Annotated in this window: 18 protein-coding genes; 10 read left to right on the top strand and 8 right to left on the bottom strand. The window is 67.2% G+C overall.

Annotated elements, in window-relative coordinates:
* Positions 1-10: 10 nt before the first annotated feature.
* The 6 genes from DIE13_RS05230 to DIE13_RS05205 form a co-directional block, all read right to left on the bottom strand.
* Positions 11-2455, bottom strand: coding sequence for a glycosyl hydrolase 2 galactose-binding domain-containing protein (locus tag DIE13_RS05230; RefSeq protein ID WP_124826146.1), 2445 nt, complete (start codon positions 2453-2455; stop codon positions 11-13).
* A 29-nt stretch (positions 2456-2484) separates the two neighbouring features.
* Positions 2485-3540: a DUF1839 family protein gene (locus DIE13_RS05225; protein WP_124826145.1), complete on the bottom strand. Its 1056-nt coding sequence runs from the start codon at positions 3538-3540 to the stop codon at positions 2485-2487.
* Complete coding sequence (locus tag DIE13_RS05220) at positions 3537-4520, bottom strand: amino acid--[acyl-carrier-protein] ligase (RefSeq protein WP_124826144.1); 984 nt, start codon at positions 4518-4520, stop codon at positions 3537-3539. The genes DIE13_RS05225 and DIE13_RS05220 overlap by 4 nt, the downstream gene beginning before the upstream one ends.
* A complete protein-coding gene (locus DIE13_RS05215) occupies positions 4517-5713 on the bottom strand; it encodes an acyl-CoA dehydrogenase family protein (RefSeq protein WP_124826143.1) in 1197 nt (398 codons plus the stop codon). The genes DIE13_RS05220 and DIE13_RS05215 overlap by 4 nt, the downstream gene beginning before the upstream one ends.
* A complete protein-coding gene (locus DIE13_RS05210) occupies positions 5710-5961 on the bottom strand; it encodes an acyl carrier protein (protein WP_175717055.1) in 252 nt (83 codons plus the stop codon). Before DIE13_RS05210 ends, DIE13_RS05215 begins: the two co-directional genes overlap by 4 nt.
* A 168-nt stretch (positions 5962-6129) precedes the next feature.
* Complete coding sequence (locus DIE13_RS05205; protein ID WP_175750553.1) at positions 6130-6912, bottom strand: Crp/Fnr family transcriptional regulator; 783 nt, start codon at positions 6910-6912, stop codon at positions 6130-6132.
* A 915-nt stretch (positions 6913-7827) separates the two neighbouring features.
* Here DIE13_RS05205 and DIE13_RS05200 point away from each other — a divergent pair.
* From DIE13_RS05200 to polX, 5 genes are all read left to right on the top strand, one after another.
* Entirely contained in the window at positions 7828-8610 is a 783-nt protein-coding gene (locus DIE13_RS05200) for a Crp/Fnr family transcriptional regulator (RefSeq protein WP_124826141.1), read from the top strand.
* An 11-nt stretch (positions 8611-8621) separates the two neighbouring features.
* Entirely contained in the window at positions 8622-10034 is a 1413-nt protein-coding gene (locus DIE13_RS05195; protein WP_124826140.1) for an undecaprenyl-phosphate glucose phosphotransferase, read from the top strand.
* 146 nt (positions 10035-10180) lie between these two features.
* Positions 10181-11353: a glycosyltransferase family 1 protein gene (locus DIE13_RS05190; RefSeq protein ID WP_124826139.1), complete on the top strand. Its 1173-nt coding sequence runs from the start codon at positions 10181-10183 to the stop codon at positions 11351-11353.
* Positions 11354-11647: 294 nt separating this feature from the next.
* Entirely contained in the window at positions 11648-12040 is a 393-nt protein-coding gene (locus tag DIE13_RS05185) for a TraR/DksA family transcriptional regulator (RefSeq protein WP_124826138.1), read from the top strand.
* A gap of 148 nt (positions 12041-12188) precedes the next feature.
* On the top strand, positions 12189-13955 hold the full coding sequence (polX, locus tag DIE13_RS05180) for a DNA polymerase/3'-5' exonuclease PolX (RefSeq protein ID WP_124826137.1): 1767 nt from the start codon (positions 12189-12191) through the stop codon (positions 13953-13955).
* 21 nt (positions 13956-13976) lie between these two features.
* Here polX and ald read toward each other — a convergent pair whose 3' ends face one another.
* Positions 13977-15092: an alanine dehydrogenase gene (gene ald / locus DIE13_RS05175; RefSeq protein WP_124826136.1), complete on the bottom strand. Its 1116-nt coding sequence runs from the start codon at positions 15090-15092 to the stop codon at positions 13977-13979.
* Positions 15093-15442: 350 nt separating this feature from the next.
* Between ald and DIE13_RS05170 the strand changes: the two genes are divergently transcribed.
* The 5 genes from DIE13_RS05170 to DIE13_RS05145 all read left to right on the top strand — a co-directional run bounded on the left by DIE13_RS05170 (position 15443) and on the right by DIE13_RS05145 (position 22255).
* A complete protein-coding gene (locus DIE13_RS05170; protein WP_124826135.1) occupies positions 15443-15856 on the top strand; it encodes a DUF3995 domain-containing protein in 414 nt (137 codons plus the stop codon).
* A gap of 616 nt (positions 15857-16472) precedes the next feature.
* The gene (locus tag DIE13_RS05160; RefSeq protein WP_124826134.1) at positions 16473-17213 is read left to right on the top strand and encodes a gluconate 2-dehydrogenase subunit 3 family protein; all 741 of its coding nucleotides are present in this window, start codon (positions 16473-16475) and stop codon (positions 17211-17213) included.
* Positions 17213-18991, top strand: coding sequence for a GMC family oxidoreductase (locus DIE13_RS05155; RefSeq protein WP_124826133.1), 1779 nt, complete (start codon positions 17213-17215; stop codon positions 18989-18991). Before DIE13_RS05160 ends, DIE13_RS05155 begins: the two co-directional genes overlap by 1 nt.
* Positions 18988-20385 (top strand): cytochrome c, encoded by a 1398-nt coding sequence (locus DIE13_RS05150; protein ID WP_124826132.1) that lies wholly within the window; start codon positions 18988-18990, stop codon positions 20383-20385. Before DIE13_RS05155 ends, DIE13_RS05150 begins: the two co-directional genes overlap by 4 nt.
* A gap of 154 nt (positions 20386-20539) precedes the next feature.
* Positions 20540-22255, top strand: a complete 1716-nt coding sequence (locus DIE13_RS05145) for a cation:proton antiporter (protein ID WP_124826131.1) — start codon at positions 20540-20542, stop codon at positions 22253-22255.
* A gap of 157 nt (positions 22256-22412) precedes the next feature.
* On the opposite strand, the gene DIE13_RS05140 is transcribed toward DIE13_RS05145, so the two are convergent.
* A complete protein-coding gene (locus tag DIE13_RS05140; protein ID WP_124826130.1) occupies positions 22413-24308 on the bottom strand; it encodes a penicillin-binding protein 2 in 1896 nt (631 codons plus the stop codon).
* Positions 24309-24494: the final 186 nt, after the last annotated feature.

The following is a 24494-nucleotide window of genomic DNA, read 5'->3' as shown; positions in this document are numbered from 1 at the left end:
GGCGGCCGCGTCAGTCGGCCGGTGCGGCGCGCACGGTTCGCACCGCGTTGAGCGCGCGGATCTCGACGATCGGCGGCGTGCCGGCCGTCGCCTGGGCGCCGGGGTTTTCCAGCGGCACCAGCGCGACGCGGGCCGGCGTGCCGGGCGCGAGATGGAACCAGTCGTCGCGCGGGACGAACCCCGGTGCATCGATCTGAACATGGCGCGCGACGTGACGCGTGTCGATATCCACGTGCCACGTATCGCCGGTGCGCGAGACGCACGCTTCGATCCCGAGCTCGCGCCGTGCGAACACGGCGGGATGCGTGCGGGACGGGAAGTAGAACGCCTGCGACAGCAATGTGTCGTCCTCGGCGCGCAGTGTCGCGACGACGGTGTCGTGCTCGCACGGCCCGAATCGATACGCGCAGGTCCAGTCGAAGAAGCGGCCGAGCAATTCGGCCGAGCCGAGCCGCACCGCATCGTGCGCGGCAATCCGGACCGGGCAGCCGGCACGCGCGACCGGCGTACGGCCGTCGCGCAGCGCGACCAGCTCGACGGTGGCCGACAGCGGCGCCGGCCGTTCGTTGAGCACGTGCATGTCGAGTCCGTTCAGCCCTTCGTCGACGAGCAGCACCTGCACCGGCTGAAGTACCTGGCGCAGCGCATACCAGGCCGATTTCGGCCGATGCGTCGCATCGATCAAGCCCCATCCCGCACCCGGCATCACGTCCTGGAACTGCCAGACGAGCGCGCCGGCGCAGCGCGAACCGGCACGCCGCCATTCGGAGAACGTGTCGCGCATCACGTCCGCGATCGCCGCGCGCGACAGCTCGAAGTAGCGCAACGGGTCCTCGCGCCGCAGGTGGTCGGGCGACACGTCGTACAGCGTCTGCAGGTAGTGATCGCGAATGTCCTCGAAATCCCACGAGGTGCCGGGATCGCGCGGCACGGCCGCCTTCCAGCGAGGCTCGTGAATGCCCGGCCAGCCGAGGCTGTCGAGCATCGCGTTGTCCGGCACGTTCGCGAACGCGAGGCATTCGCTCGCGAAGCGCACGTCGGCGCGGCGCGCGTCGTCGAGCGGGCGCAGATACGCGCCGACGCCGTAGTAGTGCGACACGCGCTCGCGCGGCACGAACGGCAGCACGCCGCCGTCGGGCGTGTCAGGCACGTAAATTGCATCTGGCCGCCGTGCCGCCGCATGTCCGGCGAGGCGCTCGGCGGTCAGTTCGACGAAACGCTGCTTGGGACCGAGGCCCGACATCGCCGCCTGCTGTGCGATTTCGCTGCCGCCGCACAACACCGCAAGCGACGGTGATGCCCGGTGACGCGTGAGGAACTGTTCGGCTTCACGGTCGATGGCGTCGGCGAATGCGTCATCGGCCAGCGCATAGTCGAAGTTCGCAAACATGAAGTCCTGCCAGACCAGCAACCCGAGACGGTCGCACCACGCATGGAACGCCTCGGCCTCGTAGGTCATCGTGCCGCCGACGCGAATCATGTTGAAGCCTGCGTCGCGCGCCATCCCGAGCAAGTGGCCGTAGGTCGCGTCGTCCGCATGCAGCGCGAGCGGTGCAGCGCTGCTCCAGCATGCACCGCGCGCGAAGATCGGCACGCCGTTCACGCGCAACCCGAATCCCTTGCCGTCATCGCCGGCGTCCTGCTCGATCGTGCGGAAGCCCGTCGCGCCGAGCGGTCGCTGTTCGGCGCCGATGTGCAGCGCGATGTCGTAGAGCACCGGTTCGCCGTGCGTGTGCGGCCACCAGCGACGCACGTTGGGTACCGCGACGGTGGCACGCAGCCGGTCGGCGCCGCAGCGTTCGAGCGTCGCGTGATGTTCGCCGCACGACAGCCGGGCCGCGAACGCGTCGGGCAGCGGCGCGGCGAACGCGAGTTCCGCGTCGAGCCAGCCGGTGTCGCCGTCGATGCGCGCATGCAGGTCGCAATGGACGAGCACGGGGCCGTGGGCCGGGTCCAGTACTTCGACCGGACGCCACGGGCCGGTCGGCACGCAACGCGGAAACCAGCCCGGCATGTGCCCCAGCAGCGACGTGCGCACGGTGCGCAGCGTCGCCGGTTCGGCAAGCCGCGTACGCCAGCGCGCGCGGCGCGGCGCACGCACGTCGCGCAGGTGCGGTGCGAGAGCGCGGAAGCAGACGAGCAGCCGGTGCGTACCGTCGAGCGACACGGACACGTCGTGCGTGACGAACATGCTGTCCGATCGCAGGATCGGCGTGTCGTCGAGCCACGCTTCCGCCAGCGTCGCGAGGCCGTGAAAGCGCAGCACGCGCGGCCCGTGTCCGCGCAGTTCGATGCGATACCAATGGTCGTGCTCGTCGTGCGATGCCACGTCGTCGGGGCGGCCGGCCAGCGTGAGCGCCTGGGCGACCGTGCCGGGCACGGGCGCCGCGATCCATTCGGCGGCAGCGGGTAGGTCGCGCGGCCCGCGGGCGACGCCCGCGGTCGTTGCGACCATCGACCAAGCGGGCACGGTGCGCTTGCGCGTCACCGCATCATCGGCACGGGTGCCGCGTTGACGCGAACGGGCGTCGCGGGCTGCAGCGGCGGGGCGATCTGCCGTGCGCCGTCGACGAGATCGGCGTAAGCCGCTTCGATCGCGTCGAGCGTCGCATCGCCGCGTTCCTCCTTGCCGCGCGCGCAGGCGCGCGCGAGCCGGAATTCCAGCACCATCGCCTCGGACGCAATGCGATCGCACGCGGCACGGATGTCGGCGAACGGGCCGACGCAGCCGCTCGCCTGCAGCCAGCGCGCGTAATGGCCGAACAGTTCGAAGTTCGCGCCTAGCTGGCGCACCGAATTGAACGAGTACGCGTGGAAGCGTTCGAGCGGCGAATCGGCAAGCGATTTCGCATCGGACTGCAACTGCCGCCGGAATGCCGCGACCGGATTGACGACCGGCAGGCGGCGCAGGTGCCGCTGCAGCGAGGCGAGCGACGCTTCGCACAGCGAGCGTTCGTCGAGCGGCGTGAAGCGTCGTTTCGCGCATTCGACGTACGGCGGCAGCGGCATCGGCGAACTGCCGCCGACGAGCCCGTTGTAGTCGAAGTCCTCGGCGACGTAATAGCCGCTGTTGTGGAAGTAGCCGATCTGGCGCCGGGTGCGATCGATCGCGTCGATGCCGATGGTCGTCTTCGTGTGCTGCGTGCGGTACGCGCTGCCGCGCGTGTCGGGCAGGAACCACGCGTCGACTTCGACGATCATCAGATGACCGCGCGCGACCTGCGTCTCGATGTGCTGTTCGAGCGGTTCGTAGATCGAGTGTTCCTGCACGACGATCCCGTAGAGCCGCTCCAGCTCGTCGTGCGGAAACTTGAAGAACGTGAACTGGTCGCCCTCGAAATCGAGCGCCACCGTAAACGGCAGCGCCGCATACGGATTGAGGCCCCACCACCGGAGCACCTCGAGCCACATATCGACGTAGCAGTTGGTCTGTTTCCAGACCATCTCCTGACTGTGCAGCGGGTGCGGCCGGTAGTGGCGTGCGCGGTGGCGCACGTCCTCGAACGACGCTTCCTGGCCGTCGCGGGACACGAATTTCATCGCGTTCCCCACAGCACGTCGCACACGTCGGCCGGCCAGGCTTCGATGTCGAAGCCATGGTGGCGGAACAGCGCGAGCGTCAACCGTTCGAGACCGAAGCCGACGCAGCCGGTGTGCGCGACGTCGTTCGTCGCGGTGCGGATGTCCCACAGCATCCCGAAGTGATCCATATGGTAGTTGAAGCTCAGGCACGCGGTCTGGCGGCCGTCGTGCTCGATCGGGATCAGCAGCTCGAACTTCAGGTTCTGCTCGCGCTGGCTGTTCGCGACGATCTTGCCGCCGCGTCCGAAGAACGGATCGTTCGCGAGATCGATCGTGTTCGGCAGGCGCAGCGCCTCGATCATGCGCGTGCCGCGCTCCATCCACGTTTCGCGGAACGCGACGATTTGCTCGGGCGTGCCGATGCGCACGTATTCGCGCATCCGGAACAACTGCATGCGGGTCGGGTCGAGCGACGGTTCATGCCGGAAGCAGTACGAGAACACATCGAAGATCCGGCCGTCGTCGGGCAGTGCGCCCGCGCGCGCGACGACCGGGTAGACCGGATAGCACGCGGCCGGCGTCATCACGACGTAGGTCGGCTTCTGGCTTTCGGTCCAGTCCTCGCCGCGATCGAGGCACTGCAGCACCCGCTGGTGTCGCTGTTCGTCGCCGCAGAACGCATGCACGCTGCCCGCGAGTTGCGGGAAGCTCTTCATGTACTCGCTGCGCTCGAACTCGGTGCGGCTCATCGCCGGCGGGAAGCGCAGGACTTCGGCCTGCTGGTCGGCACCGAGGCGCGTGACGAACGCGTCGAGCGCTTCGACGACGCGCTCGAACCGTTCGCTGCGGCCGAACAGGCCCTGGATGCCGGTCGACACGAGCAGGCCGGCGTCGATCAGTTCGTCGCGCAGCGGGTTGACGCCCGTGCGGTCGAGCGGTGCGTCGGACGGCGCGGAAGCGGTGGAAGCGGCGGGGGGCACGGAGAGGCGATCGTTCACGAGTGTTTCTCCAGCGTCGCGGGACGCAGTGCGAGCAGCAGGCTCGAAGTGTTGGCGGCAATGCGGTCGTTGCTGATCATCAGCGGCGCCGCGTGCAGGTCGCGCAGGTGACGACCTATGCTGAACGGCGTGCCGTGCTTGTAGCCGGCCATCCCGCAGATCATCATCGCCTGTTGCACGACCTCGAGCGCGGTCGACGACACATAGGTCTTCAACGTATTGATTTCGGCGGCCCAGGCCATGCTGGCCGACCACGAGCGGGCCGATGCGCTGGCATGGAGACGCAGCACGTTGTCGACGCGGGCCTGCATCGCCTGCATCAGCGCGAGCGATTCGGCGATACGACGCGACGCGGGCGACGGCGCGCCGTCGGTCTGGCGCGCCTGCGCCCGGAAGAACTGGTGCGCGCGATGGAAGGCATCGCCGGCGACGCCGATCCATACGGCGGCCCAGAGGATGTGCGAAACCGGCACCATGGTCTGTTCGGCGATCTGCGCGAACGGCACCGGCAGACATTGCACGGTCGCGCCCTGCGCGTCGAGCACGAAGCCGTTGCTGCACGTGCCGCGCATGCCGAGCGTGTCCCATTCGCCCCGGCGCGTGAGCGTATAGCCGTCGCGCAGCAGCGTGACGAGCACCTGCTCGGACGCCGGCGCGTCGGCGTCGCGTCGCGCGGTCGCGAGGATGCCGTCGGCGTAGTCGCCGTACGAGATCGTCGGTGCGGACTTGTGCAGCCGGAATTCACCGCCGTTGCTTTCGATTGCGCACTGGCTCGCGCGCAGGTTGCCGCCGACGCCGTCTTCCGACGTCGCCGAGGCGAGCAACCACTGGTGCCGCACGAGTTGTTGCAGGAACAGCTTGTGCCAGCCCTGGTCGGCCGCGTGGTCGACGATGCAGGCAACCTGGATCTGGTGCATCGCGAACACCATCGCCGACGACGCACAGGCCTGACCAAGAATCGAGCATGCCGATGCGACGTCGGCGAGCGACGCGCCGGCACCGCCGAGGTGGGTCGGCACCATCGCGCTCAGCAAGCGGCGGGCGCGCATCGCTTCGATCGCCTCGACCGGGCAGCGCGCGTCGCGATCGACGGCATCCGCGTGCTGGGCGGCGATTTGTGCGACGGCGCGCGCGGCCTCGTCGAGCCGATGCGCTTCGTCGTCGGCCGCGAGTTCGGGAAGCAGCGTGCTCATGCGGAATGCTCGGCGCGTTGCAGGGTGGCGATCGTTTCCGCGAGCGCATCGACGCTGCGGAACAGGTTGCGGTTCAGCATCTCGTCGGGAATCTCGATGTTGAACTGCTTTTCGATCGCGAGCATCAACTGGATCGTATCGAGCGATGAAAGGCCCGCTTCGTAGAGGTCGTCCCCGTCACCGATCGAATCGATCGCGGCTTCGAGATGGGCGACGTGCTTGAGGATGGTTCTGATTTCGTTTTTCACGTGCGGCTCCGGCGTGCGTGGTGTCGTCCGCGCGGGCGGACGCGCACAATGCGCTGACATCCCCCCGGCAGTCCGGCACCAGTAGACCATTCGCGGGCACTGTGTTCTGTTCGCCACCCTACAATCTGCTGACCCCGCTCGCATCGGCGCGCCGAAACGCCGCGCGGGTCACGCGCGCGCGGCAGCCGTCACGCCCGAATCCGCCGACAGGATGCGCTTCATGTCGTCGCGCACGATCGCGCGGCACCCGCACGACAGCTTCTCGAGACCATCGAGATCGGCGAGCTCGATCGAACTGCGGTACTGCCGGATCAATCCGAGTTTCTGGATTTCACCCGCTGCGTCCGTGACCGTTTCGCGCCGCACGCCGAGCATCTGCGCGAGCATGCTGTGGGTGACCTGGATCTCGATGCTGCGCGAACGATCGTAGGCGAGCAGGAACCATCTGCATAACTGATGTTTGAGCACGTGATGGCGGCTGCAGAAGGTGATCTGCGAGACCTGCGCCATCAGCAGCCGCACGCACACGAACACGAGGTGGCGAATCACCGGCGACGCGTCGAAGGCCGTGGCGAACGCGCGCCGGTCGAGCCGATAGACGAAGCCGTCGCGACAGGCGACGGCGCGGCAGGGCATCTGGCCGCTGCCGCCGATCACGTCGTCGCACACGATGCTCTCGCTGCCGATCTGGGCGACTTCGAGCGTCATGCCGCCGGACGACACGTATTGCAGCGAAATCGCCGTCGTCACGGGCAGGTAGACCGCGGCCAGCATTTCGCCTGGCTCGCAGAGCACTTGCCCCGATTTCAGGTGGACCAGCTGGAGGTTGGCGATCAGCGCGGCGCGTTCGTCGCGGTCGAGCGCCGCGAGAAACCGGTTGGCGTCGAAGCTGTGGGAAAGCTCGATCATGCCGGTCGCCTGGGCGACGGCGTCATTGGCCTGTTGAGTCACGGCGCATCCTTGTAGCGTGGCGGTTGCACAGCGCGTGAAGACATCCCGACGGGATTTAGCACGCACGTGCGGATTTTGTGTTCAACGGAATTCGAATGCAGACAGCCGAAAAAAGGCTAGCACGCAGTTGAATCGAGTCAATCGCCTATTACGTCACTTCACAAAGTTTGACGGTTGAGAGCGAAAGCAAACGTTATGCGGATTTAAAGTTCCTGTTTTCTTGCATTAAACATCCATCAAAAAAACCGCGTGACGATCGGAATTCAACTTTGCCCGGAAATCAATGGTCGGCGATGTGCATCGTACAAGGAAAAAATCCCGTGCGCATTGAACATTCTTTGACATTTGAGATATCTGGACTCAATTTCTCAATGAAATCAGTGATCTGCATACGATGTGTGCGGTTGATTACAGAGCGGAGAATTAATGTCGCGATCCAAATTTGAGACAGTTTCAAACGATCATTCGAGATGCCGGATGGCCGTTGAACGTCGTGCACAACGTCACGGAAACAATTGAAAAAGTCCTGTAAGTAGTTGAACGATAAGACTCGCGGGCCGCTGCAGGCACCTGCCGCCGGGCCTGCCTGCATTGTTCAGTTGAATCACTTGCGGTGTCCGCCGCATCGGCGAGTGTCCGGAAATGAGACGCTTTTTGCCGCTTTCCGGCCGGCTATTCGGCGTTCTAAAACCGATGCCGTTTATATATTAAGGACGGAGAGGTATTGGCACGTAAATCGCTTATTCGGGCCGGCGAGTCGAAACGAGGCGATCGATTCGATCCGGCGACGAAGAAGCCGGAAGTCGATCGGATTCAGGGTTGTGGCCGCAACCCGCGTCACCTTGAGGACGCGCATCGCGATAACGAGTTCCAGACGCGGCGCCTGCGCCGCGGACAATAAAGAGGGATACAGACATGCTACATCTTCACTCGAGCTATTCGGCGAACGCCATCCTTGCCGCACTTCCGGAGGACAGCATCCGCGCCATCGCACCGCATCTCGAGCTGGTCAGGATCAAGGCCGGCATGCTGGACCGGGTCGGTGAACCCATGCGCCACCTGCATTTCCCGACGACCGCCATGATGTCGGTGCAGCACCTGATGGAGGACGGTGCGATGGTCGAGGTGGCGGTGGTCGGCCGGGAAGGTGCGGTCGGTCTGGCGACGCTCGTTGGCGGCGCCACGGTATCGAACCGGGTCGAGGTCCGCATCGGCGGCATGGCCTATCGCGTGCCGGCCTGCGTGATGCGCTCCGAGTTCGAACGTTCGCCCGCGACGTACCGGCTGCTGCTGAATTATTGCCAGGCGATGATGGCGCAGATCTCGCGCAGCGCGCTGTGCAACCGGCATCACTCGGTCAGCGAGCAACTGAGCCGCTGGCTGCTGCTTGCGCACGACCGGATCGACGGCGACGAGCTGGCCGTTACGCAGCAGACGATCGCGAACATGCTTGGCGTACGCCGCGAAGGCGTGACGGAAGCGGCCGGCAATCTGCAGGAAGCCGGGCTGATCCGGCAGCGTCGCGGCCGGATCACGGTGCTCGATCGCGAGGGCCTCGAGCGCAATTCGTGCGAGTGCTACGAGCTGATTCGTGCGGACTATCGCCGCCTGCTCGGCCCGCGCGAGAGTGCGAGGCTGATGCCGGTACTGTCCCGGATGCCTGAAATGCATGGCGGATTTTCCGTGCGCGGCGCATGACGATGCATTCGATGTCCGGAGGAACGAATGCGATGCGTCGCGCCGCGATTGCCGCGGCCGACGTTGCGCTGGTGCTGGCCGGTGCGCTCGCCGCGCAGGCTGCGATGAGGCTGGCGTGGCATGACTTGTCGGATGCGCAGCGCGGCGCGATCGCATTGCTGTGCGTGCTGACGGTCGGTTTGTTGCCGCGGGGCTTGCGCGCGGTACGCGGCGGCGCGCCGAGCTGTCGCGTCGAGCCCGAGCTGACGCGCATGGTGGTTGCGATCGTATGCGCGAGCGTGCTGACGGCGGCCGGAGCGACGTGGATCATGAACCGCGGCGGCACGATGACCACACGCTGGATTGCCCGCACGGTGCTGTCCGGCGACGCGGCGCTGCTGATCGGCAGGCTGGCGCTGTGCGCGCTCACGTTGAGGCGCGGCGATCCGCGCGCGCGGCAGCGGCGGGTCGCCGTCGTCGGCGCGACGGCATACGGACGCGTGGCGATCGAGCGGATACAGCTCGAACCGGACGGCGCGTTCGCGGCGGCGTGCGTATTCGACGACGATGCGCAGGCCGCGACTGCGTCGGACGCGATCGGCGGCGTGCCGGTGATCGGCGACTGGGCCGAGTTGCGCCGCATGATTCGCGGCGGCGAAATCGACGAAGTCTGGCTCACGTTGCCGATGTCGCACGAGTGGCGTATCCAGCGCATCGTGCGCGAGTTGCGCGACGAGTTCGTCGAACTGCGGCTGCTGCCCGACGTGCGGCAGATGGCCGTCGTCGAACGCTCGGCGACCGACGTGCTCGGTATGCCGGCGATCAACCTCGCGACCACGCCGCGCTCGGCGCCGGAGCTGTGGGCGAAGTTCGCGTTCGACCGGCTGTTCGCGGTCGCCGTGCTGATTCCGCTGCTGCCGCTGCTCGCGGTGCTGGCGATCGCGGTGAAGCTGTCGTCGCCGGGGCCCGTGTTGTTCAGGCAGCGGCGCAAGGGCGTGGACGGGCGCGAATTCCACATCCTCAAGTTCAGGACGATGCGCGCGCATCGCGCGCAGCCTGGTGTCGTGCGGCAGGCGTCGCGCAACGATTCGCGCATCACGCCGGTCGGCGCGTTCCTGCGCCGCACGTCGCTCGATGAGCTGCCGCAGTTCTTCAACGTGCTGTTCGGCCAGATGTCGGTGGTCGGCCCGCGTCCGCATGCGATCGAGCACGACGACTTCTATCGGCAGCTGATCGACTGCTACATGTATCGCTACCGCGTGCGGCCGGGCATCACGGGATGGGCGCAGGTGAATGGTTATCGCGGCGAGACGCGCAAGGTCGAGGCGATGGCCGCGCGCGTGAAGTTCGATCTGTTCTACATGCAGAACTGGAGCTTCTGGTTCGACATGAAGATCATCCTGCTGACGATCGTACGCGGTTTCATCGGGCGCAACGCATTCTGAGGACCACGAAGTTATTGTCGAATCGAAAGATTGTGCGGTCGAACGTACCGACCGCATCGACGCAGTTCGACACACTGACGGCATAGGAGCATCCCGCGATGCGGGGTGTCTGGCGGCGCGATCGCGTCGCAGCCATCGGAGTGATCATGTCAACGTCGATTCGGGAAGGTCGTGAAACCGCGCTGCAGGAAGGGCGTGCGGAACGGGGCGCCGGGACGGCCGCGCGCGTTGCGCGGCTGAGCGGCATCGCCGTCAACGGAAAATTCACCGCACAGCGGATGACGGGCGTGCAGCGGGTCGCATATGAACTGACGGCCGAGCTCACGCGTCTTGCGAACCCCGACGACGTGCCGGCGCTGGTCGTGCCGGCGGATCACGATCCGGCGGCGTTGCCGGCCGGTGCGCGCAGGCAGGTCGCCGGAGGTTTGCGCGGTTCGCTCTGGGAGCAGTTGACGCTGCCGCGTGCGACGCACGGTCGGATGTTGCTCAGTCTGTGCAACGTCGGGCCGCTCGCGAAGCGCGATCAACTCGTCCTGATCTACGATGCGGCGATTTTCGATCTGCCGGCCGGTTACTCCGTCGTATTCCGGATGTGGTATCGCTTCGCGTTCTCGGTGCTCAAGCGACGCGCCCGCCACATCGTCACGATTTCGCACTTCTCGCGCGCGCGCCTTGCCGCGAAGCTCGGCGTACCGCCGGCGCGCCTGACGGTCGTCCCGGCGGCCGTCGACCATATCGACCGGATCGATCCCGATCCCGGTGTGCTTGCCCGCCTGAACCTCGAGACGGACGGCTACGTGCTGTTTGTCGGTTCGCTTGCGCCAGGCAAGAACCTGGTGCGTGCGCTCGAAGCGATGCAATTGATGCGGACGTCACACCCGACGCTGCGTTTCGTGATCGCGGGGGGCGCCAATGCGAAGATCTTCGGCGGGAGCGTGCCGGGCCTGCGCGCCGACGATCCGTACGTGACGTGGGCGGGCTACGTAACCGACCGTGAACTGAAGGCGCTGTACGAACATGCCGGCTGCTTCGTGTTCCCGTCGCTCTATGAAGGCTTCGGGCTGCCGCCGCTGGAAGCGATGCGGTGCGGCTGCCCGGTGATCGTGTCGCACGAAGGCGCGTTACCGGAGGTGTGTGGCGGTGCCGCATTCTTTTGCGATGCGTATTCGCCGCCGGACATCGCCGCGGCGATCGCACGCGTGATGGACGATGCCGACCTGCGCGCGCGACTGCGCACGGCCGGCCGCGAGCGCGCGCAGCACTTCAGCTGGCAACGCTCGGCGCGCGCGCTGCTCGACATCGTGCGCGCGGACGTGTAACGACACATCGGCCGGATGAACCGGTCGGGTGTTTGTAAGGCGACGTCGTCGCGGCGCCTGCACGCCGCGTATTCGCGTCCGTCCCCGGATCCCGCACCGTCTTCGCCCATGCGGCTGACGACGGTCAACACGCGCCGGTCCATTGGGTTTATCCTGCGTCGAATGCGCCCGCTGCACTGTACGGCCGGGCGCCCCGGTACAAGGCGGGCGGATCATGCAAGCTCGCTGCACACCGGCGCGACAACCGCGCGCCGCATGCCTCATTGCGCGGAACCCGGAAAAGGAGAGACGGCGATGGCGCTCGACCCACAACAACGGCAGACGCTGCAGCGGCGGCTGACCGAAAGCGAGCAGGCGCTGCGTGCGGAGATTCGCACGAGCGAGGACCAGCGCGCGTCGGAGTCCTACGCGGATCTCGCCGGGGCGGCGCCGGACGAGGGCGACGAGGCGAACGCCGATCTGTTCGTCGACATGGATCACGCACTGATCGGGATGAAGCTGGCCGAATTGCGCGCGATCGGGCGCGCGCAGCAGCGCATGCGCGACGGCAGCTATGGCGAGTGCATCGATTGCGATGCGCCGGTCGGCTACGAGCGTCTGCTCGCGCGACCGAGCGCCGAGCGCTGTACGCATTGCCAGTCGGTGTACGAGCGTCGCTACGCGACGACGCCGCGCGCGTCGTTGTGACACCGGCAGCGCCGCGTGCCGCACGATGCGGAAAGTCGGCGCAGGATGACCAACGGGCGCCCGCCGCCGTCGACATGCGGCCCCGGGCGGGCAGACGTCGTCGCGCCAGCGCACGGCGCCATCCACGTGGAAGGGAGCCACGCCGATCATGCCGATCCACAATGCCGAGTGCGCGGCCGTCTTCGCCGAAATCGCCGACATGCTCGAGATCCAGGGCGCCAACCCGTTCCGGGTGCGCGCGTACCGCAACGCGGCCCGCACGATCGCCGACTACGGGCGCGACATCCCGACGCTGATCGCGAACGGCGGCGATCTCGGCCAGATTCCGTCGATCGGCCCCGATCTCGCGTCGAAGCTGCGCGAAATCGCGGCGACGGGCACTTGCGAACTGCAGCAAACACTGCGCCATGCATTGCCGGGCGCGATCGTCGAACTGCTCGACGTGCCGGGGCTCGGCGCGAAACGCGTGAAGGCGCTGCATGATGCATTGCACGTCGATTCGCTCGAACAGTTGCGTGCCGAAGCGAAAAGCGGGCATGTGCGCGCGCTGCCGGGTTTCGGCGCGAAAACCGAAGCGCATCTGCTCGACGCGATCGACGACCGCCTGCAACGCGAGCCGCAGCGATTCCTGCTGCCCGATGCCGCGCAATCGCTGATGCCGTTGCTCGAGCGGTTGCGTGCGGTGCCCGGTGTCGGCGAAGCGGTGCCGGCCGGCAGTTTTCGACGCGGCCGCGAGACGGTCGGCGATCTCGACATCCTCGTGAGTGCGCGCGATCCTGCCGCGGTGGCGGATGCGTTCGTCGGCTACGGCGACGTCGCGCGGGTGCTCGCGAACGGCAAGACGCGCTCGAGCGTCGTGCTGCGCAACGGGTTGCAGGTCGACTTGCGGGTCGTCGAAGCCGACGCGTTCGGCGCGGCGCTCGTCTACTTCACGGGATCGAAGGCGCACAACATCGCACTGCGCCGGCTCGCGCAGGCAGGCGGGCTGAAGATCAACGAATACGGCGTGTTTCGCGGCGACGAGCGGATTGCGGGCGCGACGGAGGCATCCGTGTACGAGGCGATCGGCCTGCACTGGGTGCCGCCCGAACTGCGCGAGGATCGCGGCGAGATCGATGCATCGCGCGCCGGCACGTTGCCCGCGCTCGTCGAGCGCAAGCACGTTCATGGCGATCTGCACGCCCATACCGACGCGTCGGCCGGTCGCGACACCCTGCGCACGATGGCGGAGGCGGCGCGCTCGCGCGGGCTCGCCTATCTGGCCGTGACCGATCGCGTGCCAACCGCCGCGGGCGGCCGCACCGGTTTCGACTGGCTCGTGCGGCAGATCGACGAGATCGACCGCATCAACGCATCGTTCGACGATTTCGTGTTGCTGAAGGGCGTCGAGGCCGGCATTCGCGAGGATGGCAGTCTCGATGTGCCCGACGACGTGCTTGGCCGGCTCGACCTCGTCGTCGGCGCGGTGCACGACCATTTCGACTTGCCGCGCGATGTGCAGACCGCGCGGATGCTGCGCGCGATGGATCATCCGCATTTCACGATTCTCGCGCATCCGCTCGACCGGCTGCTCGGCGAGCGCGGCGCATGCGAACTCGACGTGCCGCGCGTGATCGCCGGGGCCGCAGCGCGCCGCTGCTTCATCGAACTCGACGGCGATCCGCGCCGGCTCGATCTGCCGGACATCTGGTGCCGCGAGGCTGCAAAGGCCGGCGTCGCAGTGGCGATCGGCTCGGATGCACAGTGCGCGGACGATCTCGACCGTCTCGCCTATGGCATCGGTCAGGCGCGGCGCGGCTGGCTGACCCGGCAGGACGTGCTCAACACGCGCACGCTCGCGCAACTGCGGCCGCTGCTCGCGCGCACGATGGGCGCGAGCAGCGTGCCGAAGCGAAGCCGCTCGAAGGGCACGTGACGGCGTGCACTCACGCCGACGTCAGCGCAGCACGTCTTCGGCCGGTATGTACGGCAGGCCGAGCGCCAGCGCGACGGCCTCGTACGTGATGTGCCCGTCACACACGTTCAGCCCCGCGCGCAGATGCGGATCGTCGGTCATCGCGCGTTTCCAGCCCTTGTTGGCGAGCGCGAGCGCATGGCCGAGCGTCGCGTTGTTCAACGCGAACGTCGACGTGCGCGCGACCGCGCCGGGCATGTTCGCCACGCAGTAGTGCACGACGCCGTCGACGACGAAGGTCGGCTGCGCGTGGGTCGTCGCATGCGAGGTCTCGAAGCAGCCGCCCTGGTCGATCGCGACGTCGACGACCACGGTGCCCGTGCGCATCGTCGCGATCATGTCGCGCGTGACGAGGCGCGGCGCCGATGCGCCCGGCACGAGCACGGCACCGATCACGACATCGGCGTCGCGCACGGCTTCGTCGATCGTGTGCGCGTTCGAGCAGACGGTCGTGATGCGGTTCGCGAAGAGCAGGTCGAGCTGGCGCAGCCGTCCGACGTTCGTGTCGAGCACGGTGACGCGCGCGCCGAGGCCGACCGCCATCTGCAGCGCACCGGTGCCCACCACGCCGGCGCCCAGCACCACGACGTGCGCGGCCGGCACACCGGGCACGCCGGCCATCAGCACGCCGCGCCCGCCGCGCGGGCTTTCCAGATGCGTTGCCGCAACCTGGATCGACATGCGTCCGGCCACCTCGCTCATCGGTGCGAGCAGCGGCAGGCCGCCGCCGGGCCCCGTCACGGTTTCGTATGCGATGCAGACCGCGCCGGACTTCACGAGCGCGGCTGCCTGCTCCGGATCGGGGGCGAGGTGCAGGTACGTATAGAGGATCTGCCCGCGCCGCAGCATCGCGCATTCGGCCGGCTGCGGCTCCTTGACCTTGATGATCATGTCGGCGCGCGCGAATATTTCGCTCGCGTCGTCGCACAGGGCCGCGCCGGCGGCCGTGTAGTCGTCGTCGAGCAGGCCGATCGCGGTGCCCGCGCTGCGCTGCACCAGCACATGGTGGCCATGTCGCGTCAGCTCGCGTGCGCTGGCCGGGGTGAGGCCGACGCGATATTCGTGATTCTTGATCTCTTTCGGCACGCCGATCAGCATGAGTCGCCTCCATGGGTATTCGTCATCGTTGGCGTGCATGCGCATTGCCATCGGTCGACCGTGCGTATCGGCACGACGGCACGCGGGCGGCGCTGGCGCATGCACGGATCGATTGCCGTGCTGGAATAAAAGGGTAGCGTTGCGCGGAGCGAAGTCAAGCGACGGCCTGACGCGCCGGTGGTGCGGATTGCATCCGGCACGCGTGGCATGGGGTATTGCGACCGGACGTCGCAATGCATGTCGCGTGGGGTTTGGGTATCGTCTTGTGTCGTGCGGAACGGGGCCGCACGCCGGCGTTTGTCGGCCACACCGCGACCCTGCGACACAATGAAACAACGGACCTTGCCAACATGATGGGCGCGTATTTCAGCGTGCCGACGCTATGTGCGATCGCACTCGTTCACGTCTACTGGGCGTTCGGCGGGCGGCTCGGCAAGCGTGCGGCCATTCCGGAGCAGGACGGCGTACCGCTGCTGCGACCGAGCGTGGCCGGCACGCTCGCCGTCGCGGCGGCATTGCTGGCTGGCGCATGCGCGGTGGCGTCGCGCGCCGGCTGGCTGTGGCCGAACCTGTATCCCGGCGCGATCGCGTTCGCGGTCGTTGTGCTCGCACTGATCTTCGCGGTGCGCGCGGTCGGCGATTTTCGCTACGTCGGATTCTTCAAGCGGATTCGCGGATCGCGCTTCGCTCGGATGGACAGCCTCTGTTACTCGCCGCTGTGCGCGGCGCTTGCGTTGTCGATCGCATCGACGCTGTGGCCGTGATGAGCGGCCCGCGGATCGCGATCGGCGTATAACGCAACGGGGCGGCTCGGGAACGGGCATCGCCGTGCCGTGACGGACGGCATCGACTGAAGCCGCGCGCGTCCGCGAAGTAGTGCGGGGCCGCAAAACCGGCCCCCAGTCGCCCGGTGCCCCCAATGCGCTGTCATTGTGCATTCCATAAGTCATTTTTCCGATTGTTGCGATTTTCGATGTAATGAATTGCATCCAGTCCTTTGGAGATGGAACCGGTTCCATTTATAATTCGCGGCACTCGTCGCCGGGCCCGAAATGAGGGTCGTGCACGTTGCGCTTGCCGTCGGCTCGCGCGGCGTCTAAGTTGAATCAGGGTCATGGCGATGGCGGACGGACCCGGCCGACAGGCCGCATTCGTCCGATCAGACCCGCGAAGAGGTCGATCCGCGCGGCGCTTCGAAACCGGCGCAACGCGGTTGCATGACGGCTCCGCCGCGCAGCGTGTGGCCGGCGCCCGTATCGAGGTTGTTCGCAGCACAGCAAGAACAAGGACGGCCGGCCGCGTGCGGCATGGCTATCGTGGCGGGCACGCCGCATGCGGAATGCGCGGGCTCGAACGCTCCCCAACGATCAACATCCGACCATGTCCACGCCACCTGACAAACCCAATTCGCGTCGCCGCTTCCTGCGCACGTCGGTCGCGCTCGTGCCGATCGCTTCGGTCGCCGGTTGCGACCTGCGCTCGTCGTCATCGTCCGCCACCACGGCGGACAACGCATCGGCTGCGTCGGCCGGCGCCGAGCGCGCTCCGTACAAGCCGACTTTCTTCGATGCGAAGGAATGGGCGTTCGTCCAGGCCGCCGTCGACCGGCTGATTCCGTCCGACGCCGAAGGCCCCGGCGCACTCGAGTCCGGCGTGCCCGAATTCATCGACCGCCAGATGGAAACCCCGTACGCGAACGGCGCGACGTGGTACATGCAGGGCCCGTTCCAGCAGGGCGTGCCCGAGCTCGGTTACCAGTTGAAGCTCGTGCCGCGCGACATCTACCGGCTAGGTATTGCCGCGGTCAACCGCTATAGCGAAAAGAATCACGGCAAGGCGTTCGCCGATCTCGACGCCGCGACCCGCGACACGGTGCTCGGCGAACTGGAGAAGGGGAGCGCGCAGCTCGACGACGTGCCGTCCGCCTTGTTCTTCGGCCAGTTGCTGCAGAACACGCGCGAAGGCTACTTCTGCGATCCGGTGCACGGCGGCAATCGCGACATGGCCGCGTGGAAGATGATCGGTTTTCCGGGCGCGCGCGCCGACTTCATGGATTTCGTCAACCAGAATGGCAAGCCGTATCCGTACGGCCCGGTCTCGATCAACGGGGAGCGTACCTGATGGCCGCAGAAAAGAAGCCGCATGTGGATGCGGTGATCGTCGGCTTCGGCTGGACCGGCGCGATTCTCGCGAAGGAGCTGACCGAAGCGGGCTTGAACGTCGTCGCGCTCGAGCGCGGTGAGTATCGCGACACCTATCCGGACGGCGCGTATCCGAACACGATCGACGAACTGACCTACAACATCCGCAAGAAGCTATTCCTCGACCTGTCGAAGACGACCGTGTCGATCCGCCACGGCGTGCAGGACACCGCGCTGCCGTACCGGCAGCTGGCGGCATTCCTGCCGGGCGAGGGCGTCGGCGGCGCAGGGCTGCACTGGTCGGGCGTGCACTTCCGGATCACACCGGAGGAACTGCGCCTGCGCAGCCACTACGAAGAGCGCTACGGCAAGAAGTTCATCCCCGACGGGATGACGATCCAGGACACGGGCGTCAGCTACGACGAGCTCGAGCCGTATTTCGATTTCGCCGAGAAGGTGTTCGGCACGTCGGGCCAGGCATACAAGGTCGGCGGCAAGGTGGTCGGCGACGGCAACGTGTTCGAGGCGAACCGCAGCGACAACTTCCCGCTGCCCGCGCAGCTCAATACGTATTCGGCGCAGCGCTTCTTCGATGCCGCGCAATCGCTCGGGCTGCATCCGTACCGGTTGCCGTCGGCAAACACGTCCGGGCCGTACACGAACCCGTACGGCGTGCAGATGGGGCCGTGCAACTTCTGCGGCTACTGCAGCGGCTACGCGTGCTACATGTATTCGAAGGCATCGCCGAACCTGAACATCCTGCCCGCGCTGAAGCAGGTGCCGAACTTCGAATTGCGCTCGAAGTGCCACGTGCTGCGCGTCGATCTCGACGATACGAAGAAGCGCGCGACGGGCGTCACCTATGTCGACCCGGCGGGCCGTGAAGTGCACCAGCCGGCCGATCTGGTGATCGTCGCCGCGTTCCAGTATCACAACGTGCACCTGCTGCTGCTGTCGGGCATCGGCAAGCCGTACGACCCGATCTCGGGTGAAGGCGTGGTGGGCCGCAATTTCGCGTACCAGAACCTGTCGACGATCAAGGCGTTCTTCGACAAGGACACCTTCACGAACCCGTTCATCGGCGCGGGCGGCAACGGCGTCGCGGTGGACGACTTCAACGCCGACAACTTCGATCACGGCCCGCTCGGCTTCGTCGGCGGCTCGCCGCTGTGGGTGAACCAGGCCGGCGTGAAGCCGATCAGCGGCATCGCGACGCCGGCCGGCACGCCGCAATGGGGCTCGGCGTGGAAGAAGGCGGTGAAGGACAACTACGCGCACACGATCTCGATGGACGCGCACGGCACCAACATGTCGTACCGCGACGTGTACCTCGATCTCGATCCGACCTATCGCGACTCGTACGGCCAGCCGCTCTTGCGGATGACCTTCGACTGGAAGGACAACGACATCAGGATGGCGCAGTACGTGACGGGGCAGATGAAGAAGATCGCGGAGGCGATGGGGCCGAAGTCGATCGGCGTGTCGACGCGCGAGTTCGGCAAGCACTTCGATTCGCGCGCATACCAGACGACTCACCTGGTCGGCGGCGCGATCATGGGCACCGATCCGAAGACGAGCGTACTGAACCGATACCTGCAATGCTGGGACGTGCACAACGTGTTCGTGATGGGCGCCTCGGCACTGCCGCAGGGCATCGGCTACAACCCGACCGGGATCGTCGCGGCGCTGGCCTACTGGTCGGCCCGCGCGATTCGCGAGCAATACCTTAAAAATCCCGCCCCGCTGGTGACCGCATGAAGAGGACAGTGAACCACTATGCCGCGCGCCACGTGTCGCGTGCGCTGGCGATCGGTGCGGCATGGGCCGCGTTCGGTTTTGCCGGCGGGTCGGCGTTCGCGCAACCGGCCTCGACGGCGGCGCCCGGCCCGGCGGCCGCGCCGGCCGACGCGGACCTCGTCAAGCGCGGCGAATATCTTGCCCGCGCGGGCGATTGCGTCGCGTGCCACACCGCGATCGGCGGCAAGCCGTTCGCGGGCGGACTGAAGTTCGATACGCCGATCGGCGCGATCTATTCGACCAACATCACGCCGGACCCGAAGACGGGCCTCGGCGGCTGGACGCTCGACGACTTCACCCGCGCGGTGCGCGAGGGCGTGCGCAAGAACGGCGACACGATGTACCCGGCAATGCCGTTCCCGTCCTATGCGCGCCTGTCCGACGACGACGTGAAGGCGCTGTACGCGTACTTCATGCACGGCGTCGCGCCGGTCGAGCACGAGAACCGCAAGGTCGACATCGTGTGGCCGCTGTCGATGCGCTGGCCGCTCGCATTCTGGCGCAAGATGTTCGCGCCGACGCCGAAGCCGTTCGATGCGGCGCAGTACAACGACCCGGTGATCGCGCGCGGCGCGTATCTCGTGCAGGGTCTCGGCCATTGCGGCGCATGCCACACGCCGCGCGCGGTGACGATGCAGGAGCGCGCGCTGACGGACGCGGGCGGGCTCGACTTCCTGGCGGGCGGCGCGGCGATCGACGGCTGGGTGCCGACGAGCCTGCGCGGCGAACAGCGCACGGGGCTCGGCACGTGGACGGAAACCGAGATCGTGCAGTTCCTGAAGACGGGCCGCACGCTGCGCACGGCCGCGTTCGGCGGGATGACCGACGTGGTCGGCCACAGCATGCAGCACATGAGCGACGAGGACCTGACCGCGATCGCGCGCTATCTCAAGACGCTGCCGCCGCGCGTGCAGGGCGAGCAGCCGCACGTGTACGACGCGGCCGCCGCGAAGGCGCTGCAAGGCGGCGACGCGAGCAAGCCGGGCGCGGCCGTCTATCGCGACAACTGCATGGCGTGCCACCGCAGCGATGGCCACGGCTACACGCGCGTGTTCCCGGCGCTCGCGGGCAACCCGGTCGTGCAGGGCGACGATCCGACGTCGCTGATCCACGTCGTGCTGGAAGGCAGCGCGCTGGAGGGCACGCGTACGGCGCCGTCGACCTTCACGATGCCGCCGTTCGGCTGGCGGCTGTCGGACCAGGAAGTCGCCGACGTGTCGAACTTCGTGCGGACGAGTTGGGGCAACACCGGCGCGCCGGTCACGGCTGCTCAGGTCGCGAAGGTGCGCAAGAGCGTGCCGTCGACCCGGCCCGAGCCGCCGCCAGGCGCGCGGTTCCCGCAGGCGTCGCGCTGACGCCCGCGCAGCGCTTCCCGTCCGGCCGGGGTTGCACCCCGCAATGGCGCGCCACCGCGTGAAATTTTCGCGGTGGCGCGCCATTTTTTCGTGTCATCCCTTATCCTCTGATGCTTGAACCTTACTAAATAGTTACAAGAGCTCGGGAGGGGGGATGCCTCATGATGTCAGCCTGATTGCACTGCTCGCGGCCGGTTTCGGTCTCGCGATGATTTTCGGTTACTTCGCTTCGCTGCTGAAGATGCCGCCGCTGGTCGGCTATCTGCTCGCCGGGATCGTGATCGGCCCCGGCACGCCCGGTTTCGTCGGCGACCTGTCGCTCGCGCAGCAACTCGCGGAAGTCGGCGTGATGCTGCTGATGTTTGGCGTGGGCCTGCATTTCTCGCTCGGCGACCTGCTCGCCGTGCGCAAGATCGCGCTGCCCGGCGCCGTCGTCCAGATTACTGTCGCGACGCTGCTCGGCGGCGGGCTGGCGCTCACCTGGGGCTGGAGCCTCGGTGCGGCGCTTGTGTTCGGGCTTGCGCTGTCGGTCGCCAGTACCGTCGTGCTGTTGCGCGCGCTCGAAGGGCGCGGGCTCGTCGAGACGGTGAACGGCCGCATCGCGGTCGGCTGGCTCGTCGTCGAGGATCTCGTGATGGTGCTGGTGCTCGTGCTGCTGCCGCCGGTCGCGGGGCTGCTCGGCGGTACGCCGCCCGGCGACGCGCACGCGGCCGGCGGCAGCGTGTGGGGCACGCTCGGCGTCACGATGCTGAAGGTCGCCGCGTTCATCGCGCTGATGCTCGTGGTCGGCAAGCGCGTGTTTCCTCGGATCCTGTGGCTTGTCGCGCGCACCGGCTCGCGCGAGCTGTTCACGCTGTGCATGATCGCGGCCGCGGTCGGCATCGCGTTCGGTGCGGCGAAATTGTTCGACGTGTCGTTCGCGCTCGGCGCGTTCTTCGCCGGGATGATGATGCGCGAGTCGGAGTTCAGCCGGCGCGCGGCCGACGAGACGCTGCCGCTGCGCGATGCGTTCTCGGTGCTGTTCTTCATTTCGGTCGGGATGCTGTTCGACCCGAAGGTGCTGCTCACCGAGCCGCTGCACGTGATCGAGGTCGCGGCGATCGTGCTGATCGGCAAGACGCTTGCGGCGGTCGCGCTCGTGATCGCGTTCCGTTACCCGCTGAACACCGCGCTGACGGTCGGCGCGGGCCTTGCGCAGATCGGCGAATTCTCGTTCATCCTCGCGGGGCTCGGCCGCGCGCTCGGGCTGTTGTCGGCCGAAGGGCAGAGCCTGATTCTTGCGGTCGCGCTGATTTCGATCGCGATGAACACGCTGCTGTTCGCGATGATCGACCCCGCGCTCGCATGGATTCGCAAGCATTCGGCCTTTGCGCGCAAGCTCGAGGCGCGCGACGATCCGCTTGCTGCGCTGCCGATGTCCACGCCGCAGACTCACCTGACCGGGCAGGTCGTGATCGTCGGTTACGGAAAGGTCGGCACGCGGATCGCGCACGCGCTGGACGAGCGCGGGATCGCCTATGTTGTCGTCGAGCAGAATCGCGAGCTTGTCGAGAAGCTGCGCGCGGATGGTGTCGCGGCCGTGTCGGGCGACGCGATCGAGCCGATCGTGCTCGTCCAGGCGCATATCGCGCGCGCCGGGATGCTGGTCGTCACGCTGCCGGATGTATTCGATGTGCGGCAGATCGTCGAGATCTCGCGCACGCTGAATCCGACGCTCGAGGTCGTGCTGTGCACGAACAGCAGCGACGAGGCCGCGTTGCTGTCGAGCGAAGGCGTCGGCACCGTGTTCATGGGCGAGAGCGAACTCGCGCGCGGGATGACCGAGCACGTGCTCGGCAGGATGGCGAAGCCGGTGGCGGCTGCGCACTGACAGGCGGGGCGGCCGTCCGGCAGTTCCCGCCGGCGACGGGCTTGCGACGGCAAGCCCGAGACGGGCAAGCGTGACTGGGAAGTAGGTGGCGGTAAAGCAAACGCAGGATGCTTTCGCCGCGCACATGACGCACATGGCGCAGCGCCGCCGGGCGGCGTCAGCTTGCCGCCGCCTTTGCCTGCACGGCCGCGCCGGATTGCGCAGCCGTCTTCATCGAAGCCGGCGCGTTCTGCGTGGCCGCCGTCTTCGGTTGCACCGCGGCCTTCGGCGCCGCGACCGTCTTCTGCGGCGCGGTTGCCTTGGCCGGTGCATTCGGCGCGGGGTCGACCGGCGCATCGGGCGGCACGCCGAGCAACTGCAGCGAGCCGCTCGTGACCGACGAGAACACCGGGCCGGCCACCGTGCCGCCGTAGTAGCCCTTGCCGCGCGGCTCGTCGATCATCACCGCGACGATCAGGCGGGGATTGCTCATCGGCGCCATCCCCGCGAACAGCGCGCGGTACTTGCCCTTCGCATACGACGTGCCGACCTGCTTGCGCGCCGTCCCCGTCTTGCCGCCGATCCGGTAGCCGTCGACGCGCGCCCGGCGCCCGGTGCCGCCTTCGCCGACCGCCGACTCCAGCATCGTGCGGATCGCCGCCGCCGTTTGCGGCGAAGTCACGCGGTGGCCGCGATGCGCGTCGATCGACTGCTGATCGGTGCCGTTCTTCAACAGCGACACCGGGTGCAGCGTGCCGTCGCCGGCGTACGCGGTGTAGGTTTGCGCGATCTGCAGCAGCGACATCGACAGGCCGTAGCCGTACGCCATCGTCGCCTGTTCGATCGGCCGCCAGCGCTTGTAGCCGCGCAGGCGGCCCGACGCGACGCCCGGGAACGTCAGTTCCGGCGCGCGGCCGATCCCGTATTCCTGATACTTGTTCCAGATGGTTTCGGCGGGCAGGTTCAGCGCCAGCTTCGCGAGCGCGACGTTGCTCGACTTCTGCAACGCCTGCGAGACGGTCAGCGCGCCGTGGTTCGATGTGTCGTGAATCACGGCCGGACCGATCTTGTAGGTGCCCGGCGACGTGTTGATGATCGTGTTCGGCGTGACCTTGCGTTCGTCGATCGACAGCGCGACGACGAGCGGCTTGATCGTCGAGCCGGGCTCGAACGTGTCGATCACCGCGCGGTTGCGCAGTTGCTGGCCGGTGAGCCGGGCACGGTCGTTCGGGTCGAAGGTCGGGTAGTTCGCGAGCGCGAGGATTTCGCCGTTCTGCGCGTCGAGCACCACGACGCTGCCGGCCACGGCGTTGTTCTCGATCACCGCGGCCTTCAGCTGGCTGAACGCGAGCTGCTGGATGCGCCGGTCGATCGTCAGTTCGATCGTCGCGCCGTGCTGCGCGGGCACGAGCGGGCGCGTGTCGGACACGATGCGGCCGAGCCGGTCGCGGATCACCTCGCGCTGCCCGGCGGTGCCTGACAGCCGCGCATTCGCCGCGAGCTCGACGCCTTCCTGGCCCTTGTCCTCGACGTTCGTGAAGCCGACCACGTGCGCGGCCGATTCGCCTTCCGGATAGAACCGCTTCGAATCGGCGATCTGTGTGATGCCGTCGATGTCGAGCTTGTCGAGCCGGCTCGCGGTTTCGGCGTCGATCTGCCGCTTGAGCAGCACGAACGTACGGTCGTTGCGCAGGCGGCGCTTCACTTCCGCGAGCGGCATGTCGAGCAGCTTCGAGATCTGTGGATAGTCGGTTTCGGCGACCTGTTTCGGGTTCGCCCAGATTTCATAGGTCGACAGGCTGACCGCGAGCATCGCGCCGTTGCGGTCGACGATGCGGCCGCGCATCGCGTCGAGTTCGATCGTGCGCTGGTAGCGCTTCTGGCCTTGCCCGACATAGAAATCCTGGTTCGCGACCTGCACCCAGAAGGCGCGTCCGATGAGCGCGGCGAAGCCGAGCGACACCAGGATCACGACCAGCTTCGAGCGCCACATCGGCAGGCGCGACGCGAGCATCGGGTGTTTGGTCGCGGCGGCGTACGGATCGGCGGGGTGGGTCTTCTTTTTTACGCTCATGCAAGGGCCGGGTCGGGCCGCCGGACGGCGGCTGGGTCAATCGGAACAATGCAATTGTAATAAATGAGTAAACATCATGTGGGGAAAGTGCGGGTTGGACCGGGAAAAGACGGCGGTTTCACCGGGCGATGGGGGGAAAGTGGGGGGAAGGGTGCGCAAGGCCGCGCAGCGCCGTTCGTGGCGCCG

This window comes from Burkholderia sp. Bp9016 (assembly GCF_003857765.1).
Classification (GTDB): Bacteria; Pseudomonadota; Gammaproteobacteria; order Burkholderiales; family Burkholderiaceae; genus Burkholderia.
This window is presented reverse-complemented; position numbering and strand designations above follow the sequence as displayed.